The organism is Mycobacterium sp. DL99, assembly GCF_004762045.1.
Classification (GTDB): domain Bacteria; phylum Actinomycetota; class Actinomycetes; order Mycobacteriales; family Mycobacteriaceae; genus Mycobacterium.
On record NZ_SJOM01000007.1, the window covers coordinates 6,503,223 to 6,522,356 of the forward strand.

The following is a 19,134-nucleotide window of genomic DNA, read 5'->3' on the forward strand; positions in this document are numbered from 1 at the left end:
TCTGGCCGTGCTGATTACGGCCGAAACTCCACAAATCGCTAGACGACGAGGTTGACCAGCCGGCCGGGCACCACGATCACCTTCTTGGGTGTGGCGCCGTCCAGGAAGGCCTGCACCTTCTCGTCGGCCAGCGCTGCGGCCTCCAGCGCCGCCTTGTCCGCGTCGGCGGCCACCGTGATCTTGCCGCGCACCTTGCCGTTGACCTGTACTGGGAACTCGACGGTGTCGTCCACCAGATACTGCGGATCGGCCACCGGGAACGGTCCGTGCGCCAGTGAGGTGTCGTGGCCCAACCGCTTCCACAACTCCTCGGCCAGGTGCGGTGCCAGCGGGGCGACCATGAGCACCAGCGGTTCGATCGCGGCGCGAGCCGCCACCCCCTCCTTTGTCAGGTGGTTGGTGTACTCGATCAGCTTGGCGGCCGCGGTGTTGTTGCGAAGCGCCGCATAGTCTTCGGTCACCCCGGCAATCGTGCGATGCAGGATCTTCAAGGTGTCGGTGTCGAGTGCCTCGTGGGCGCCGACGCGCTCCGTGCCGGATTCCTCGTCGACCACCACTCGCCACACCCGCTGCAGGAATCGGTACGCACCGACGACGTCCTTGGTCGCCCACGGCCGCGACGCCTCCAGCGGACCCATCGACATCTCGTAGACCCGCAGGGTGTCCGCGCCGTACTCGTCGCAGATCTCGTCGGGTGAGACCGAGTTCTTCAAGCTCTTGCCGATCTTGCCGAACTCCTGGTTGACCTCGATCTCACCATTGGGCCCCGGCCAGAAGAACCTTCCTTCGCGCTCAACGACTTCGGCCGCGGGCACATAGCTGCCGCGGGCGTCGGTGTAGGCGAAGGCCTGGATGTAGCCCTGGTTGACCAGACGGCGGTACGGCTCGCTCGAGCTGACAAAGCCGAGGTCGAACAGCACCTTGTGCCAGAACCGCGAGTACAGCAGGTGCAGCACCGCGTGCTCGACGCCACCGACGTACAGGTCGACACCGCCCGGATCGTTCGGCCCGTGCTCGGCCGGGCGCGGGCCCATCCAGTAGGCCTCGTTCTCCTTGGCGCACAGCTCTTCTGAGTTGTGCGGGTCGGTGTAGCGCAGCTCGTACCAGGAGCTGCCCGCCCACTGCGGCATCACGTTGGTGTCGCGGGTGTAGCTCTGCAGCCCGTCACCGAGATCCAGCTCGACATGCACCCACTCGGTGGCCTTGCCCAGCGGCGGCGACGGTTCGCTGTCGGCGTCGTCGGGGTCGAACGACACCGGCGAATAGTCGGGGATATCCGGAAGTTCCACCGGCAGAGCCGATTCCGGCAGCGCGTGGGCGCGGCCGTCGGCGTCGTAGACGATCGGGAATGGCTCGCCCCAGTACCGCTGCCGGGCGAACAGCCAGTCCCGCAGCTTGTACTCGATCCGGGCCCGGCCGCGGCCGTCGGCCTCGAGGTGTCCGATGACGACGTCCTTGGCCTCGGCCACCGACAACCCGTTCAGGTAGTCGGAGTTGACGATGGTGCCGTCACCGTTGTAGGCCGCCTCGGTGATGTCACCGCCGGCGACCACCTCGATGATGGGCAGGCCGAACTCCGTAGCGAAGTCCCAGTCCCGCTGGTCGCCACCGGGCACCGCCATGATCGCGCCGGTTCCGTAACCGGCCAGCACGTAATCGGCGATGAACACCGGAACCTGCTGCCCGTTGACGGGGTTGGTGGCGTAGGCACCGAGGAACACACCGGTTTTGGTCTTGTTCTCCTGGCGCTCCAGATCGGACTTGGCCGCGATCCCGGCCCGGTAGGCCGCGACGGCCTCGGCCGGCGTCGCCGCACCGAATGTCCACCGCGAATCGGTGCCCTCGGGCCAGGCATCGGCGACCAGTGCATCCACCAGATCGTGCTCCGGAGCCAGCACCAGGTAGGTGGCACCGAACAGCGTGTCCGGGCGGGTGGTGAACACCTCGACATCGCCGGCCGCGGTGCCGAATTCCACCGAGGCACCCGTGGACCGACCGATCCAGTTGCGCTGCATGGCCTTGACCTTGTCGGGCCAGTCCAGCAAATCCAGGTCGTCGAGCAGCCGGTCCGAGTAGGCGGTGATGCGCATCATCCACTGCCGCAGGCGCTTCCGGAACACCGGGAAGTTGCCGCGGTCACTGCGGCCGTCGGCGGTGACTTCCTCATTGGCCAGCACGGTGCCCAGGCCCGGGCACCAGTTCACCATCGAGTCGGCGCGGTACACCAGGCGGTAGCCGTCCACCACATCGGCGCGCTCGGCTGCCGACAGCTCGGCCCACGTCCTGCCGTCATCGAGAGTGCGTGCCCCGGAGTCGAATTCGGCCACCAGCTCGCTGATGGGCCGGGCCTTGCGAGCCGCGGTGTCGAACCAGCCGTTGTAGATCTGCAGAAAGATCCACTGTGTCCACTTGTAGAAGTCGACATCAGTGGTGGCGAAGCTACGCCGCGCGTCGTGGCCCAGCCCGAGCCGGCCCAACTGCCGGCGGAAGTTGACGATGTTGGCCTCGGTACGGGTGCGCGGGTGCGTCCCGGTCTGCACGGCGTACTGCTCGGCCGGCAGGCCGAACGCATCGAAGCCCAGCGCGTGCAGCACGTTGCGTCCGGCCATCCGGTAGTACCGGGCGTAGACGTCGGTGGCGATGTAGCCCAGCGGGTGCCCGACGTGCAGGCCGTCACCGGACGGGTACGGGAACATGTCCTGGACGAACATCTTGTCGGCGGGCACCGCCGAGCCGTCCTGCGGTGCCAGCGAGCCCACCGGATTGGCCACGTTGAACGTACCGAGGTCCGACCAGGTCTCCTGCCAGGTGCGCTCGATCTGACCTGCCAGTTCCGCGGTGTAACGGTGCTGCGGGGTGTCCTCTGAATGCCCTGGCTGGGACGTGTTGGCGGGTTCGATCACGCCGTTCAGGGTATAAGGCCACGGTTTGAGCAGCTCACCGCCCGTCTCACCCCTCCGTTGGCCACGGCTTGGTATCGGTTGCGTCGCAGCTCTGTCAGGGGTTGGTTCCAGGTCGATTGAGTTGCTGGTGGCAGGCGGTGCCCCGTGGATAGTCTCGCCCCCTAGAGACGAGGTTGCCTGGTGAGGGCACGGTTTGCGGAGGGAACGAGTGATGATCGAGTTGGCCCGCCGATGGCGGGTGCTGGCAGCGGGAACGGCCGTCGGAGTGGCCGGGGTTGTCGGCCTCGCCGGTCAGACCGCCGCAGCCGAGCCCCTACTTCCGGCACCCAGCGTTCCCGGCCCGGTGACGGTGACCCAGACCGTCACGGTCGCCCCCGCCGCCGCTCCGGCTGCTCCCGCGCAGGCTGCTGCCGCTCCGGCCGCCCCAGCCGCCGCAGGCGTCCCGGGTGCGGCCGTCGCCCCGGGTGCCGCGGCAGTCCCCGCACCTGCGGTCGCGGCGCCGGCTCCGGTGGCCCAGACCATCACCCCGGCTTCGTCAGGCACCTTCGCCGAGTTCTTCAAGAGCAAGGGCGTGCAGATGCAGCCTCAGGTCAGCCACGATTTCAAGGCGCTGAGCATCGTGCTGCCGCTGCCTTCGGGCTGGACCAAAGTGCCGGACCCGAACGTGCCCGACGCCTTCGCGGTGATCGCCGACCGCTCGAGCACCGACCTCTACACCCCCAACGCACAGGTCGTGGTCTACAAGCTCGTCGGCAATTTCGATCCGGTCGAAGCCGCCAGCCACGGCTTCGTCGACACCCAGCAGCTGCAGAACTGGCGCCCCACCGACATGGCCATGGGCGACTTCAACGGCTTCCCGTCGGCTTTCATCGAAGGTAGCTATCTGTCGGGCAGCCAGATGCTCAACACCTCACGCAGGCACATCCTGGCCACCGCAGGCCCGGACCGTTACCTGGTGTCGTTGTCGGTGAACTCCTCGGCCGCCAACCAGGGTGTTTCCGCGGCTGCCGACGCCGCCGACGCGATCGTGTCCGGCTTCAAGGTCAGCGCCCCGGCCCCGGCCGCTGCGCCGCCGCCAGCTACTCCGGCTGCACCCGCACCGGCTCCGGCGCCGGGTTTGCCCCAGCTCCTGGGCCTGCAGGGCTGAATCACCGGGACCAAACCCGACCTCGCTTTACCGACCGGCGCCTCGTATTGTGTGGCGCATGCTGATCGCCGCGCTGCTGTGCCTGAGCGCCGCCGTCATCGTCGGTGTGTTCGGGCTGTGGTTGTTGACCAGGCCTCGCACCGGTGATCCCGTGCGGTCAGTCTTGAGGGCTGTGGCCCCGACCCAACTGGCTGCCGCGGTGATGCTCGCCGCCGGTGGGGCCGCCGCCCTGGCCGCCGCACCCCACACCGGTCTGATGGTCGTCATGGTGTGCATCATCGGCGCCGTCGCCACAGTGGCCGCCGGCTGCTGGCAGAGTGCCAAGGCCGTCGCGGCAGCGGAGGCCGGTTCGGCTTCCGGTGCGGGATGCGCCGGCTCATGTGCCAGCTGCACGTTGTCTTGTAAGTGACGGAGTGCAGATAGCCGCTAGTTGCGGCTGACGTCGATCGGATGGGTGGCCAGTAGCGACATCGGCAACGGCTGACGGCGCAACACCCGGCCCCACAGGTCGATCCGCGGCTCGATCAGCACATCCGATGGCAGCGCCGAGAGCACGATCCAGTCGTCGCGTTCGATCTCGCCATCCAGTTGACCGATGGTCCAGCCGGAGTACCCGGCGAAAATTCGTACGCCCTCGATGACCGGGGCCAGCGTGTCCGGGTCCGCGTCAAGATCGACCATCACCACCCGGCCCTGCACGTGCCGCAGCCCTGGCACGCCGTCGGCCTGCATGCCGACCCGCAGCGTCGCCAGGCACAACGCCGAGTCCCGCTTGACCGGGCCGCCGATGAACATGGTCTTGGGTTTGGCGGTGAGCTTCGCCCACTGCGGCAGCACGTTGTAGACCGCTGTCTCGCTGGGCCGGTTCAACACCACACCGAGGGTTCCGCCGGCGTTGTGTTCGACGATGTAGATGACGCTGCGCCGGAAGGTCGGCTCCAGCAGATCGGTATTGGCCAGCAGCAGCGTGCCCGGTCGTACCCGGTGCGCCGCAGGCGCGATGAAATCCTCCGGGTCTTCTGACTGCGCCACGGTTACATCATGGCACCGCGATTGCCTCGAGGTGGCGAACAAGCCCGGGCGCGGTCGGATTTCGGCGCAGCTTTGTACTGTTGATCGGGTGGTTCATGCTCACGCGCTCCGTGCCCTCTGGCATTCGTTGCGCGGCATGACCGAATTCCGCCGGCTGTTGGAGTTGCGCGCGGTCAGCCAGTTCGCCGACGGCCTTTTCCAGGCCGGGTTGGCCGGCGCGATCCTGTTCAACCCGGAACGCGAGGCCGAGCCCTGGCAGATCGCCGCCTCGTTCGCGGTGACGTTCCTGCCGTACTCGGTGCTGGGCCCGTTCGCCGGTGCCCTGCTGGACCGCTGGGACCGCCGCCTCGTGCTGATCGGGGCGAACGCAGGCCGGCTGCTCGTGGTGCTGGCAGTGGGCACACTGCTGGCCTTCGGTGTCGGCGACGTACCCATCCTGTGCTGCGCGCTGATCGTCAACGGGTTGACCCGGTTCGTCTCCTCAGGTCTGTCGGCCTCGCTGCCCGACGTGGTGCCGGCCGACCGGGTGATAACGATGAACTCGGTGGCTACCGCCATCGGCGCGTTGGCGGCATTCCTCGGCGCGGTCTTCATGCTGCTGCCGCGCAATCTGTTCGGTGCCTACGACGCCGGCGCCTCGGTGGTGATGTTCATCGTCGCGCTTCCGGTAGCACTGGCGTTGTGGTTGTCGGTGCGCTTCGGTGCGCATGTGCTGGGTCCGCACGAGAGCAAGCGCACCATTCACGGCTCGGTGGCGTACGCGGTGGCCACCGGCTGGGTTCACGGTGCCCGCACGGTGTGGGCAGTGCCCACCGTCGCCGGCACCTTGGGCGGGCTCGCCGCACACCGCATGGCGTTCGGGATCAACTCGCTTCTGGTGCTGGTGATCGTCCGGCATACCGACAACCCGGATGTGACCGGACTGGGCCTGGGCAGTGCATTCCTGTTCCTGGCAGCCGGGGGTATCGGCCAGTTCCTGGCCACCGTGGCCGCTCCCGCGGCGATCGGCCGGTTCGGTCGTTACGCGACCGCCAACGGCGCACTGTGCCTCGCCGTGTTGATCCAGCTGGTGGCCATCGGGCTGCATGTGCCCGTGATGCTGGCCTGTGGCTTCCTGCTCGGCGCAGCAGGCCAGCTGGTGAAGCTCTGCGCGGATTCGGCGATGCAGATCGACGTCGACGACGCGTTGCGCGGCCACGTGTTCACCGTGCAGGACGCGCTGTTCTGGATGTCGTTCGTCGCGGCGATCGCGGGCGCGGCCGCGGTGATTCCCGCCGACGGGCGGTCGCCGGCACTGGTGGTCGCCGGCGCCGTGGCCTATCTCGTCGGCCTCGGACTCCACGCCACGCTGGCATCCCCGAAGCGGGTGTGACCCTGCGGTCTAGGCTGGCCGCCATGGTGAGCGCCGAGCCGATCGTGGCCGACCTGTCCGCCGAGAGCGACGAACTCGATGCCCTGGTGGCCGACCTGCCGCCCGAGCGCTGGGCCACCGCCACCCCGGCCCAGGGCTGGACCATCGCCCACCAGATCGCCCACCTGCTGTGGACCGATCGGGTGTCGGTCATCGCGATCACCGACCAAGCCGGTTTCGACGCGGTTCTCGCCGAGGCGATGCAGGACCCGACCGGGTTCGTCGACGCCGCCGCCGAAGAACTCGCGCTGACGCCTCCCGAGCAGCTGCTGGCCGATTGGCGCGGGACCCGCGCGAGATTGCACACCGAGCTGGTGAACGTGGCCGAAGGGCGCAAGCTGCCCTGGTTCGGCCCGCCGATGAGCGCGACGTCCATGGCCACCGCCCGCATGATGGAGACCTGGGCGCACGGCCTCGATGTGGCCGACGCGCTGGGAGTCCACCGGCCCGCCACCGCGCGGCTCCGCTCGATTGCCCACATCGGCGTGCGCACAAGGGATTTCGCGTTCACCGTGCACGGACTGACACCACCCGCCGAGCCGTTCCGGGTCGAGCTGCGCGCTCCCGACGGCACGCTGTGGGAGTGGGGACCGCACGACGCCCAGCAGCGCGTGACGGGTTCGGCCGAAGACTTCTGCATGCTGGTGACCCAGCGCCGGGCGCCCGCCGAACTGGATGTGAGCGCGGTCGGTGACGACGCGGCCAAGTGGCTGACCATCGCGCAGGCCTTCGCCGGGCCGCCGGGCTCCGGCCGGAGCTGAGCACGCGGAGTCAGGAGACCGCGTCGGCGCGGCCGTCCCCATCGGTGTCGGCCAGCTTCAGGTCCCACCGCCCGTCACCGTCGGTGTCGACGTACGCCAAGCCCGGCCCGAGCACCCGGTCGGCCAAACCGTCCCCGTCGACATCGAGCAGCCGGTCATCGGTGGCGCCGTCGCCGTCGAAATCGACCAGCGGCCCTCCGGTTTTTTCGACCCCGTCCAACCCGAACCAGCGCACCTGCCCGGACCGGTCCACCCGCACCGCCCAGGTGCCCGAACCGTCGTCGGAGAAGTAACTTTCGGCCTGCCCGTCGTCAACGACGTCGAGCACCGCCCGCTCGGCGATACCGTCACCGTCGAAATCGGCCATGACATCATCGATACGGCCGTCCCCGTCGAAATCCAGACCGATGCCGTCGGGGCTGCCGTTGCCGTCCACATCCACATCGGGCACCCCGGTGAAGATGGTCGCGGTCCCGTCGGGGTCACCCAGGCAGTAGTCCATGACTGATCAGACGCACGATCAGCCCCTGGCGTTCCACCATTTCAACAATTCGTCGATGGCCTGCTCGCGGGACAACGGCCCGTGGTCGAGCCGCAACTCCTTCAGATACCGCCATGCCTCACCGATCTGCGGGCCCGCCGGGATACCGAGGATCTCCATGATCTCGTTGCCGTCGAGATCCGGCCGGACCCGCTGCAGATCCTCCTTGGCCGCCAGCTCGGCGATCCGGTTCTCCAGATCGTCATAGTTGGCCTGCAGTCGCGCGGCACGGCGCTTGTTGCGGGTGGTGCAGTCGGCGCGCACCAGCTTGTGCAGCCGGCCGAGCAGCGGGCCGGCGTCGGCGACGTAGCGGCGCACCGCCGAGTCGGTCCACTTGCCCGTGCCCTTGTCGTCGGCGTAGCCGTGGAACCGCAGATGGAGATACACCAGCTGCGATACGTCGTCGACCATCTGCTTGGAGTATTTGAGCGCCCGCATCCGCTTGCGGGTCATCTTGGCGCCGACCACCTCGTGGTGGTGGAAGCTCACCCCGCCGTCGGACTCGTGCTTGCGGGTGGCGGGCTTGCCGATGTCGTGCAGCAGTGCAGCCCAGCGCAACACCAGGTCCGGACCCTGGTCCTCCAGGTCCACCGCCTGGCGCAGCACCGTCAGCGAATGCCAGTAGACGTCCTTGTGCTGGTGATGTTCGTCGATGGCCATCCGCATCTCGCCGACCTCGGGCAACACCACGTCACCGAGCCCGGTCTGCACCATCAGATCGACACCGGCCACGGGATCCGCGCCCAGCAGCAGCTTGTCCAGTTCGGCGGCAACCCGCTCGACGGTGATGCGCTCCAACTGCGGGGCCATCTCCAGCAGCGCCTCGAGCACCCGCGGCGCCACCCCGAACCCGAGTTGCGACACGAACCGGGCCGCCCGCAGCATCCGCAGCGGATCGTCCCCGAACGACACCTGCGGGGCCGACGGGGTGTCGAGCACCTTGGCCTGGATGGCCGCCAAACCGCCCAGGGGATCATGGAATTCGGCTGGGCCGTCGGCCGTGATGCGTACCGCCATCGCGTTCACGGTGAAGTCGCGGCGGACCAGATCGTCTCCGAGGTTGTCGCCGAACTCGACAGTCGGATTTCGCGACACCTGGTCATAGCTGTCCGCCCGGAACGTGGTGATCTCCAGCCGGTGCTCACCCTTGCCGACGCCGATGGTGCCGAAGTCGATCCCGGTATCCCACAGCGCGTCAGCCCACGGACGCAGGAGCTTCAACATCTGCTCGGGGCGGGCGTCGGTGGTGAAATCGAGATCGCTGTGCTCGGTCAGCCGGCCCAGCAGGGCGTCGCGCACACTGCCGCCGACGAGATACAGCTCGTGACCCGCCGCGGCGAACACCGCACCGAGCCCGCGCAGTACCTCGGCGCGGTGGTTCAGCGAGACCAGTGCGCCTGCCAACAATTCGGCATCAGTAACAACAGCGTCGGACACGTTCGATGAGCCTAATGCTCGCAGTGTGGTCACAACCGGCGAGTGGGGCAGGAGGCCAACCCCGTGGCAGCTACTATCGCTTGGGTGTCGGACGGCGAACAGGCCAAACCACGACGGCGCCGCAGCCGGCGTCGTGGCCGTCGTCGTGCACAAAGGGCGGCGGGGCCCCCGGCCGGTGATCAGGGCAATGACGCCGCCGGCCCCAGCGAGGCGACCGCCGGTTCCCCGAATCCCGCACCCACCCCGCGTGACCAGTCCAAGCAGCACAAATCGCGGCCGCGCCGGCCACCGGAGCGGCTGCGCACCGTGCACGAGACGTCGGCCGGAGGTCTGGTCATCGACGGAATCGACGGCCCCAAGGACACGCAGGTGGCAGCGTTGATCGGCCGGGTCGATCGCCGCGGCCGGATGCTGTGGTCGCTGCCCAAGGGGCACATCGAACTCGGCGAGACGGCCGAGCAGACCGCGATCCGCGAGGTCGCCGAAGAAACCGGTATCCGCGGTGACGTGCTGGCCGCGCTCGGCAGCATCGACTACTGGTTCGTCACCGAGGGCCGCCGGGTGCACAAGACCGTGCACCATTACCTCCTGCGCTTTCAGGGCGGGGAGCTGTCCGACGACGACGTCGAGGTGACCGAGGTCGCCTGGGTCCCGCTGCGGGATCTGCCCTCCCGGTTGGCCTACGCCGACGAGCGCAAGCTCGCCGAAGTGGCCGGGGAACTCATCGACAAGCTGCACACCGACGGTCCCGGCTCCTTGCCGCCGCTGCCCCGCAGCGCGCCCCGGCGCCGTCCCCAGACCCATTCACATGCCCGCAATCACCGCCGCGACGACCCTGCGCAACCCCAGCCCCGCCGGCGCACGAACGGATGCGGACAGGGACCGTGACCGCCGCCCCGGCGGTGCGCCGAGGGGTTTCCCTCCTGGCGCACACAGTGGTGCTTGTAGCGGTGGTGTTGTTGTTCTCGGTGTGGTCCACCGCCGCGCTCCCCGTACTCCTGCCCCGTGCGGGCGCAAGCGAACCCGGTGCCCTGCCGTTCCTGCAGATCCGGATCGACCGCGTCACCCCCAACGTCGTCACCACCACCAGTGAATCGGTGCTGACGGTCAGCGGGGCCGTACTCAACGTCGGCGACCGGCCGGTACGCGACGTGGACATCCGGATGGAGCACGCCAAGGCCGTGACCTCATCGAGCCAGCTGCGCACCGACCTCACCGGAGACGGTGACCGGTTCGAGCCCGTGGCCGACTTCGTCACGTTGGCACCGGAGTTGCAGCGCGGCCAGTCGGTGGGATTCACGCTGGCCTACCCCCTGCGCGCCGAAGGTGCCGGATCGCTGCACATCACCGAACCCGGCGTCTACCCCGTACTGATCAACGTCAACGGCACGCCCGATTACGGGGCCCCGGCCAAACTCGACGATGCCCGCTTCCTGCTGCCCGTCCTCGGCGTACCGTCCGACCGGCAAGCAGACAACAGCACCGACTCGATGTCAGCCGCGGACACCCTCAATTCGGTGGTACCGCCGGACACGTCGCAGCCGGTACGGATGACCATGCTCTGGCCGTTGGCCGACCGGCCGCGGCTGGCCCCGGGCGCCCCCGGTGGAACGACGCCCGTACGCCTGGTCGACGACAGCCTCGCCGCCTCGCTGGCCCCGGGCGGACGGCTCGACACATTGCTGTCGGCAGCCGACTTCGCCACCGGGCCGACCGTCGACTCCGGCGGCCAGATGCGAGCCACCCTGTGCCTTGCCGTCGACCCCGATCTGTTGGTCACGGTCAACGCGATGACGGGCGGCTACGTCGTCAACGACGGGCCCGACGCCGGGCCCAGGACCCCGACTCGCCCCGGTACCGGCCAGGAGGCCGCCATCGGCTGGCTGAATCGACTGCGCGCCCTGGCCGCACGGCTCTGCGTGGCGCCCACCAACTACGCGCAAGCCGATCTGACCGCACTGCAGCGGGTCGGCGATCCGGGCCTGAGCGCGATCGCCACCAACGGTGCCGGCGACATCGTCGACCAGATTCTGGGCGTCGCCTCGATCCGCGGGGCCAGCATCCTGGGCGACGGCCCCCTCACCCGCCCGGCCCTGGACCTGCTGGCCGCCCAGGGCCAGACGGTCGCCATCTCGGCCGCTCACATCGCGGCCCAGGACTCGGAAACCGGCGCTCCCGAGACCGCCGACGTCGCGCCGCTGCGGTACCGGCCAGAGGTCGTGGCCGCCGGATTCGACCCGGCCGTCGGTGCCGCGCTGGCCGGTGCGGGCACCGACCCGGTGGCGCCGTCCTACCTGGACCCGTCACTGGAGATCCCGGTACGCCACGACTCGCAGACCGCACGCCGCCAGGATGCGCTGGGTGCTCTGCTGTGGCGCGGGCTCACGCCCACCGAGGAACCCCGGACCCAGATCCTGATGCCACCGCTGGTGTGGTCCCTCGACGCCGACGACGCGCAGGCCATCCTGACGTCGGTGGCCACCACGATCCACGCCGGGCTGGCCGTGCCGCGCCCGCTGCCCGCGGTGATCGCCGAGAGCAACGCCGTACCGCCCGAGCCCGTGGCGCCCCCGCCGCCGGACTCCCTCGGCAACCCGCGCAGCAGCATCGACGAGAACATCAACAGCGGCATCGCGGCGGTGATCAGCCGGTTGTGGGGGCTGACCGCCGCGCTGACCACCGACGAGCGCACCGGGCTGACCGGCATGCAGTACACCGCGCCGCTGCGGGAGGACATGCTGCGGGCGCTCAGCCAGTCCGTGCCGCCGGAGGCCCGTGAGGGGCTGGCCGAGCAGCGATTGCAGACGGTCAGCCGCAGCGTCAACGACATGTTCGGCGCGGTGACGATCGTCAACCCGGGTGGGGCGTACACGCTGGCCACCGAACGCAGCCCGCTCCCGCTGGCGTTGCGCAACGACCTGCCGGTGCCGGTACGGGTCCGGCTGCACGTCGATACGCCGCCCGGCATGACCGTCACCGACATGGGCGAGATCGAACTGCCGCCCGGCTACCTGCCGCTGCGGGTACCGATCGAGGTGCACTTCACCCAGCGGGTGGCCGTCGACGTCAGCCTGCAGACCGCCGACGGTCTGACCCTCGGTGAGCCGGTGCGTTTGTCGGTGCATTCGAACGCCTACGGCAAGGTGCTGTTCTTCATCACGCTGTCGGCCGGGGCGGTGCTCGTGGCGCTCGCCGGTCGCCGGTTGTGGCACCGCTTCCGCGGCCAGCCCGACCGCGCGGACCTCATCCCGCCGGGCGAACACCCTGACCCGCTCGACGTCGCGATGGCGTTCAACAATGACACCGGCAGCGGAGACGCTGTCGAGGCCGCCCCGAAGGCGGCCGCCGAACACAGTCCGGATCGACCCAGATGACCTCCCCCGACCCCAACACGGCCCGGCCACCCGGCCCGCCGAGGATTCCGCACGCGACCGGCCCGGCCCGGCCGGCCGGACGCGCGGAGCTGTCCGACTCCGCGGTCGTGTCACGGTCATGGGGCATGGCGTTCGCCACGCTGATCTCGCGCATCACCGGGTTCCTCCGGTTCGTTCTGCTCATGGCCCTGCTCGGCGGACCGCTGACGAGCTCGTTCTCGGTGGCCAACCAGCTGCCCAACATGGTCGCCGCGCTGGTGCTCGAAGCCACGTTCACCGCGATCTTCGTGCCGGTGCTGGCCCGGGCCGAGCGCGACGACCCCGACGGCGGCACCGCATTCATCCGCCGGCTGGTGACGCTGGCCACCACCCTGCTGCTGGTCACCACCGTGCTCTCGGTGCTGTGCGCCCCGCTGCTGGTCCGGCTGATGCTCGGCAGCGATCCGCAGGTGAACGATCCGCTGACCGTCGCGTTCGCCTACCTGCTGCTGCCGCAGGTGCTGTTCTACGGGCTGACCTCGGTGTTCGGCGCGATCCTCAACACCCGCAACGTATTCGGCCCCCCGGCCTGGGCCCCCGTTCTCAACAACGTGGTGGCGATCGTGACACTGGGCGTCTTCGTCCTGGTGCCCGGTGAGTTGTCGAGCGATCCGGTCGAGCTGGGCACGGCCAAGCTGGTGGTCCTGGGCGTCGGCACCACATTGGGTGTGGTGGTCCAGGCTGCGGTCCTGTTCGTGGCGATCCGCGCCGAGCGGGTCAGCCTGCGGCCGCTGTGGGGTATCGACGCCCGGCTGAAGAAGTTCGGCACCATGGCTGCCGCGATGGTGCTCTACGTGCTGGTCAGCCAGATCGGCCTGATCGTCGGCAACCAGATCGCCAGTTCGGCCTCCGCCTCCGGCCCGGCCATCTACAACTACACCTGGCTGGTGCTGCAGCTGCCGTTCGGCATGATCGGCGTCACGGTGCTGACCGTGGTGATGCCGCGCCTGAGCCGCAACGCGGCGGCAGACGACGTCCCCGCCGTCCTCGACGATCTTTCCCTGGCCACCCGCCTGACCATGGTCACGCTGATCCCGATCGTGGCGATGATGACCGTCGGCGGGCCGGCGATCGGCAGCGCACTGTTCGCGTACGGCAACTTCAGCGCCGCCGACGCCGGGTACCTCGGGATGGCGATCACGCTCTCGGCCTTCACCCTGATCCCCTACGCGCTGGTGCTGCTGCAGTTGCGGGTGTTCTACGCACGGGAGCAGCCGTGGACACCGATCCTGATCATCGTCGTGATCACGATCGTCAAGATCATCAGCTCGATCGCCGCACCCCACCTGACCGACAACCCCAACATGGTGGCCGGCTACCTGGGCCTGGCCAACGGTCTTGGTTTCGCGGCCGGGGCGGTGGTCGGCCATCTGCTGCTGAAGGCCAACCTCCGACCGCGTGGCGGACGGCTGCTGCGCGACGCCGTCATCCGCACGATCCTGGTGACCATCGCGGCCTCGTTGATCGCAAGCCTGGTGGCCCACGCGGCCGACCGGCTGCTGGGGTTGGACGCACTGACCGCGCGTGCCGGTGCCGGGGGTTCGCTGCTGCGCCTGGTTGTCCTCGGCGTGATCATGGTCCCGATCATTGCCGGCGTGATGCTCGCGGCCCGGGTGCCCGAGGCCCAGTCGGCGCTGGCCATGGTCCGCCGCCGACTCGGGCGTGGGCGTATCGCGCCGCTGCCGGAGGCCGGAAAGGTAGCCGCGCAAACAATTGCGCCGCCCGTCGGGCCTCATCCGCCCATGCCCGTCACGTACCCTGATCAGAGGAATTCTGCTCCCACTGGGTGGCCGTCAAGCCCGGCAGCCGCCGGAGGCGGGAGTCCGGCAGGTGTTGCCGGGGCGGGGATGTGGAAAGGATCACCGGTGACCGACGAATCTGCGGACGGCCCGGCACTGGACTCCACGTCGAGTTCCGGCATGACAACCGATACGACGAAGTTGCCGCGTCCGGCCGCCGACGAGTTCCAACCGGACGTGGCCCCTGCCGGTCCGGAAGCCACCACACCGGCCGAGGGCGCCGCTTCCGACGACGCGGCCGCGGGTCGGTCGAACGGGGCGACGCGCCCACTCACCGACTACGGCGGCGATCCGACCCGTGAGCCGATCTCGTTCGCCTCTCCCAACGATGCCGCACTGGAATCGTCCGAAGAAGATGTGCACCTCATTCCGGGGGCGACGATCGCCGAGGGCCGCTACCGGCTGCTCGTGTTCCACGGCGGCCCACCGCACCTGCAGTTCTGGCAGGCGCTGGATACCGCACTGGACCGTCAGGTGGCGCTGACCTTCGTCGACCCGGACGCCACCATGTCCGACGCGCAGGTGCAGGAGATCCTCTCGCGCACCCTCAAACTCAGCCGCATCGACGTTCCCGGTATCGCGCGCGTGCTCGATGTGGCCCACAGCGGATCAGGCGGCCTGATCGTCTCTGAGTGGATTCGCGGCGGCTCGCTGGCGGAGGTGGCCGATACCTCGCCGTCCCCGATCGGTGGGGCGCGGGCCATCCAGTCGCTGGCCGCTGCCGCCGAGGCCGCCCATCGTGCCGGGGTTGCGCTGTCGATCGATCACCCGGGCCGGGTGCGGGTCAGCATCGAAGGCGATGTGGCACTTGCCTTCCCGGCCACCATGCCCGACGCCACACCTGACGACGACATCCGGGGTATCGGTGCGGCTCTCTACGCGCTGCTGGTGAATCGGTGGCCGCTGCCGGAGTCCGGGTCGCGCAGCGGCTTGGAGCCTGCCGCCCTGGACCAGGCCGGGCAGCCGGTCGAGCCGCGCGCAGTCGACCGCGACATCCCGTTCCAGATCTCGGCTGCGGCCGCTCGCGCCGTCCAGCCTGGTGGTGGGATCCGGAGTGCTCCAACCCTTTTGAATCTGCTGCAACAGGCCACCGCCATCGCGGATCGGACCGAGCTGTTGGGGTCGGTCGAGGAGACCCCGGCTCCGGCCGCCCCGGTCCGGGTGCACGAGACGCCCGAGGAACACGAAGCCGCCGAAGCGCGGCGCCGCAAGGGCCTGATCATCGGGATCAGCGTCGGCGCCGGCATCATCCTGGTGGCGCTGCTGGTGATGGCCTCGGTGCTCAACAGCATCTTCGGCGACGTCGGCGGCGGTCTCAACCGGGATGAGCTCGGCCTGAACGCGCCGTCGAGTAGCGACGGAACCCAGGACACTTCCTCGGCCGCCACCGGAAGCACGGTGAAACCCGTTCGGGCCACGGTGTTCTCGCCTGAGGGTGAAGCCGATTCACCGGCTACCGCCGGACAGGCCATCGACGGCAACACCGGCACAGCGTGGTCCACCGACACCTATTCGGATCCCTCCCCGTTCCCCGGGTTCAAGAACGGTGTCGGCCTGATGCTGCAGTTGCCGCAGCCGACCGTCGTCGGCTCGGTCACCCTCAACGTGACGAGCACCGGCACCTCGGTGCAGATCCGCTCGGCCCAGTCCGCCACCCCGTCGTCACTGTCGGACACCACCGAGCTGACCCCGGCTACCCCGCTGAAGCCCGGCTCCAACACCATCTCGGTGAACAAGGCGTCGTCGACCTCATACGTCCTGGTGTGGATCTCGACGCTGGGCACCGTGGACGGCAAGAGCCGCACCGACATCTCCGAAGTCACCATCAAAGCGGCGTCCTGAACCGTCATCCCCAGCCGAGTTGGGGCGTTGACCAGGAGTTATAGCGCGCGGAGCAAACAAGTGTCCAGGCCGCTGCCCGACAGCGTTTAGGTTCAGCGTGTGAGAAGGTTCGGGGGAGCCGGCACGCCGGCCACGGAGGAGCTGCGGGGGCATGACACCGTCACGCGTTCTGATGCCGAACTGCTGGCCGCCCACGTCGCCGGGGACCGATACGCGTTCGAGGAGCTGGTCCACCGACACCATCGGCAGTTGCGCCGCTTGGCATTTCTGACCAGCCGCCACCACGAAGACGCCGACGACGCCGTGCAGGAGGCCCTGCTTTCGGCGCATCGGACGGCCGCGTCGTTCCGCCATGACTCGGCGGTCAGCAGCTGGCTGTATCGGATCGTGGTCAACGCCTGCCTGGACCGGGTGCGCCGGTCGCGTACCCAGCCGACGGTGTCCCAGTACGAGTTCGGTCATCTGCTTCACCTGCACGACCCGGCCGGTGACCCGGCACCGCGGGTGGCCACCGCCATCGTGGTGGAGCGGGCGCTCATGCAGCTGCCGGTCGAGCAGCGTACCGCGGTGGTGGCGGTCGACATGCAGGGTTATTCGGTGGCCGAGACGGCGCAGTTGCTCGGGGTGGCCGAGGGCACCGTGAAGAGCCGCTGCGCCCGCGCCAGACACAAGCTGGCCCGCCTGCTCCAGTATTTTGAAGCCGATGAACGGCAGCACGCCCCGAGTGCCGTCGGACGGCCCGATTCCTGCTGAGCTCCTGGCTGATCTGCAGGCCGGCCTGCTCGACGACGCCACCGCCGCGGACATCCGCCGGCGTGTGCGCACCGACCCGCTGGCCGGCCCCGAGGCCAGGAGCACCCTGGCCGCCCTCGATCGGGTGCGCCGCGATCTCCGGGAGCTGGGTGCGGATTCACAATCCGCTCCCCCGGTGCCCGCCGAGGTCAGTGCCCGGTTGTCCGAGGCGCTGCGGGCCGAACCGGCCCCAGCGAAACCGTCCACGAAACGCTGGAAGTCGATCGCGGCTGTGGCCGGCGCCGGGGCGGCCATAGCGGCCGCCGTGCTCGGCGGCGTCGTACTGGTGCGCCCGGCAGGTCAGGCACCCTCGACGAGGGTCAGCCTCGGCCAGATCACGGTCTCACCGCCACGCGGCGAGGTCGGGCTGTCCGAATCCCAGATCCTGGGCCTGCTGTCGGAACCACCTGACCTGGGGCCCCTGACCGACGCGAAGCGCCGCACCGCCTGCCTCACCGCACTGGGGTACCCCTCTGGTGTCCGGATTCTGGGCGCCAAGCCGCTCGAGGTGGCCGGTCAACACGGTGTGCTGGTCGTGGTACCCCCGAAAACGCCCGACCCACCCGACGCCGTCGTCGCCGTGGTGCTCGCCGCGGACTGCGATACCGGTCACGCCGGGTCACTGGCCCAGACCGTGATCAAACGCCCGGTGAAACATCCGTAGTCTGTCCTACAACTCACCTGGGAACACATCGGGCCTAGGCTGACGTTGCAACCCGTGCCGAGTACGGCAGAAAGGCTTACATGTCCACCTCAGCGACGGTTCACGACGTCATCATCATCGGTTCCGGCCCCGCCGGATACACCGCAGCCATCTACGCTGCCCGCGCCCAGCTCAAGCCGCTGGTGTTCGAGGGCACGCAATTCGGCGGCGCGTTGATGACCACCACCGAGGTCGAGAACTACCCGGGATTCCGCGAAGGCATCACCGGCCCCGAGCTGATGGACGAGATGCGGGAGCAGGCCCTGCGCTTCGGTGCGGATCTGCGCATGGAGGACGTCGACGCGGTCGACCTCACCGGCCCGGTGAAGTCCGTCACCGTCGGCGATGAAACCCACCAGGCCCGGTCGGTGATCCTGGCCATGGGCGCCGCTGCGCGCCACCTGGGTGTGCCCGGCGAGGAAGCACTGACCGGCATGGGTGTGAGCACCTGCGCCACCTGCGACGGCTTCTTCTTCCGTGATGAGGACATCATCGTGGTCGGCGGCGGTGACTCGGCGATGGAGGAAGCGACATTCCTCACCCGATTCGCCCGCTCGGTGACCCTGATCCACCGCCGCGAGGAGTTCCGCGCCTCCAAGATCATGCTGGAGCGGGCCCGCGCCAACGAAAAGATCACCTTCCTGACCAACACCGAGATCACCCAGATCGAGGGCGATCCGAAGGTCACCAGCGTGCGGCTGCGTGACACCGTCACCGGCGAGGAATCCAAGCTCGAGGTCACCGGCGTGTTCGTGGCGATCGGTCACGATCCCCGCTCGGAACTCGTGCGCGGCCAGATCGATCTCGACGACGAGGGCTACGTGGAGGTCCTCGGCCGTACCACCGCCACCACGCTCGACGGCGTGTTCGCCGCGGGCGACCTTGTCGACCACACCTACCGCCAGGCCATCACCGCTGCGGGCAGCGGCTGTTCGGCGGCGATCGACACCGAGCGCTGGCTCGCCGATAACGACTGACCACCAACAGATTTCGACCCGACAGGAGATCTCCATGAGTGCTGACAGCGCAACCGTAACGGTCACCGACGATTCGTTCTCGACCGATGTCCTTACCAGCAGCACACCGGTGCTGGTGGATTTCTGGGCCACCTGGTGCGGGCCGTGCAAGATGGTGGCCCCGGTGCTCGAGGAGATCGCCGGGGAGAAGGCCGGCGAGTTGCGGGTCGCCAAGATCGACGTCGACGCCAATCCGGCCACCGCCCGCGACTTCCAGGTGGTGTCGATCCCGACGCTGATCCTTTTCAAGGACGGCCAGCCGGTCAAGCGCATCGTGGGGGCCAAAGGCAAGGCCGCGCTCCTGCGCGAGCTTGCCGACGCACTCTGAGTTCACTGA

The 19,134-nt window shown here is 68.9% G+C and carries 15 protein-coding genes; 11 read left to right on the forward strand and 4 right to left on the reverse strand.

What is annotated here, in order from left to right:
- Positions 1-38 precede the first annotated feature (38 nt).
- Entirely contained in the window at positions 39-2,903 is a 2,865-nt protein-coding gene (gene leuS / locus EYZ64_RS31640) for a leucine--tRNA ligase (RefSeq protein ID WP_502702999.1), read from the reverse strand.
- 211 nt (positions 2,904-3,114) lie between these two features.
- Between leuS and EYZ64_RS31645 the strand changes: the two genes are divergently transcribed.
- Complete coding sequence (locus EYZ64_RS31645; protein WP_135459666.1) at positions 3,115-4,050, forward strand: LpqN/LpqT family lipoprotein; 936 nt, start codon at positions 3,115-3,117, stop codon at positions 4,048-4,050.
- A 58-nt stretch (positions 4,051-4,108) separates the two neighbouring features.
- Positions 4,109-4,459 (forward strand): hypothetical protein, encoded by a 351-nt coding sequence (locus EYZ64_RS31650; RefSeq protein WP_044514280.1) that lies wholly within the window; start codon positions 4,109-4,111, stop codon positions 4,457-4,459.
- A gap of 17 nt (positions 4,460-4,476) precedes the next feature.
- On the opposite strand, the gene EYZ64_RS31655 is transcribed toward EYZ64_RS31650, so the two are convergent.
- Entirely contained in the window at positions 4,477-5,082 is a 606-nt protein-coding gene (locus tag EYZ64_RS31655) for a YqgE/AlgH family protein (RefSeq protein WP_135459667.1), read from the reverse strand.
- Positions 5,083-5,218: 136 nt separating this feature from the next.
- Here EYZ64_RS31655 and EYZ64_RS31660 point away from each other — a divergent pair, with 136 nt between their 5' ends.
- The gene (locus tag EYZ64_RS31660; RefSeq protein WP_135459668.1) at positions 5,219-6,454 is read left to right on the forward strand and encodes an MFS transporter; all 1,236 of its coding nucleotides are present in this window, start codon (positions 5,219-5,221) and stop codon (positions 6,452-6,454) included.
- 23 nt (positions 6,455-6,477) lie between these two features.
- Positions 6,478-7,254 carry a TIGR03084 family metal-binding protein gene (locus EYZ64_RS31665; RefSeq protein WP_167858054.1) on the forward strand — a complete coding sequence of 259 codons (777 nt, stop codon included), beginning with the start codon at positions 6,478-6,480 and terminating at the stop codon, positions 7,252-7,254.
- 10 nt (positions 7,255-7,264) lie between these two features.
- Here EYZ64_RS31665 and EYZ64_RS31670 read toward each other — a convergent pair whose 3' ends face one another.
- Both EYZ64_RS31670 and EYZ64_RS31675 read right to left on the reverse strand, forming a co-directional pair.
- On the reverse strand, positions 7,265-7,756 hold the full coding sequence (locus EYZ64_RS31670; RefSeq protein ID WP_135459669.1) for a pullulanase: 492 nt from the start codon (positions 7,754-7,756) through the stop codon (positions 7,265-7,267).
- Positions 7,757-7,774: 18 nt separating this feature from the next.
- On the reverse strand, positions 7,775-9,232 hold the full coding sequence (locus EYZ64_RS31675; RefSeq protein WP_135459670.1) for a CCA tRNA nucleotidyltransferase: 1,458 nt from the start codon (positions 9,230-9,232) through the stop codon (positions 7,775-7,777).
- Positions 9,233-9,316: 84 nt separating this feature from the next.
- On the opposite strand from EYZ64_RS31675, the gene EYZ64_RS31680 reads away from it, so the two are divergent.
- The 7 genes from EYZ64_RS31680 to trxA all read left to right on the forward strand — a co-directional run bounded on the left by EYZ64_RS31680 (position 9,317) and on the right by trxA (position 19,125).
- Positions 9,317-10,120 carry an NUDIX hydrolase gene (locus tag EYZ64_RS31680; RefSeq protein WP_135459671.1) on the forward strand — a complete coding sequence of 268 codons (804 nt, stop codon included), beginning with the start codon at positions 9,317-9,319 and terminating at the stop codon, positions 10,118-10,120.
- Positions 10,117-12,606, forward strand: a complete 2,490-nt coding sequence (locus EYZ64_RS31685) for a DUF6049 family protein (protein ID WP_286175236.1) — start codon at positions 10,117-10,119, stop codon at positions 12,604-12,606. Before EYZ64_RS31680 ends, EYZ64_RS31685 begins: the two co-directional genes overlap by 4 nt.
- Complete coding sequence (gene murJ, locus EYZ64_RS31690) at positions 12,603-16,286, forward strand: murein biosynthesis integral membrane protein MurJ (protein WP_135459672.1); 3,684 nt, start codon at positions 12,603-12,605, stop codon at positions 16,284-16,286. The genes EYZ64_RS31685 and murJ overlap by 4 nt, the downstream gene beginning before the upstream one ends.
- Positions 16,287-16,427: 141 nt before the next feature.
- Positions 16,428-17,039 carry an RNA polymerase sigma factor SigM gene (gene sigM / locus EYZ64_RS31695; RefSeq protein ID WP_135460368.1) on the forward strand — a complete coding sequence of 204 codons (612 nt, stop codon included), beginning with the start codon at positions 16,428-16,430 and terminating at the stop codon, positions 17,037-17,039.
- A complete protein-coding gene (locus EYZ64_RS31700; RefSeq protein WP_167858055.1) occupies positions 16,990-17,742 on the forward strand; it encodes an RsmA family anti-sigma factor in 753 nt (250 codons plus the stop codon). Before sigM ends, EYZ64_RS31700 begins: the two co-directional genes overlap by 50 nt.
- Before the next feature lie 80 nt (positions 17,743-17,822).
- Positions 17,823-18,758, forward strand: coding sequence for a thioredoxin-disulfide reductase (trxB, locus tag EYZ64_RS31705; protein WP_135459673.1), 936 nt, complete (start codon positions 17,823-17,825; stop codon positions 18,756-18,758).
- A 34-nt stretch (positions 18,759-18,792) separates the two neighbouring features.
- Positions 18,793-19,125: a thioredoxin gene (gene trxA, locus EYZ64_RS31710; RefSeq protein ID WP_077739698.1), complete on the forward strand. Its 333-nt coding sequence runs from the start codon at positions 18,793-18,795 to the stop codon at positions 19,123-19,125.
- The last annotated feature ends 9 nt before the right edge of the window (positions 19,126-19,134 follow it).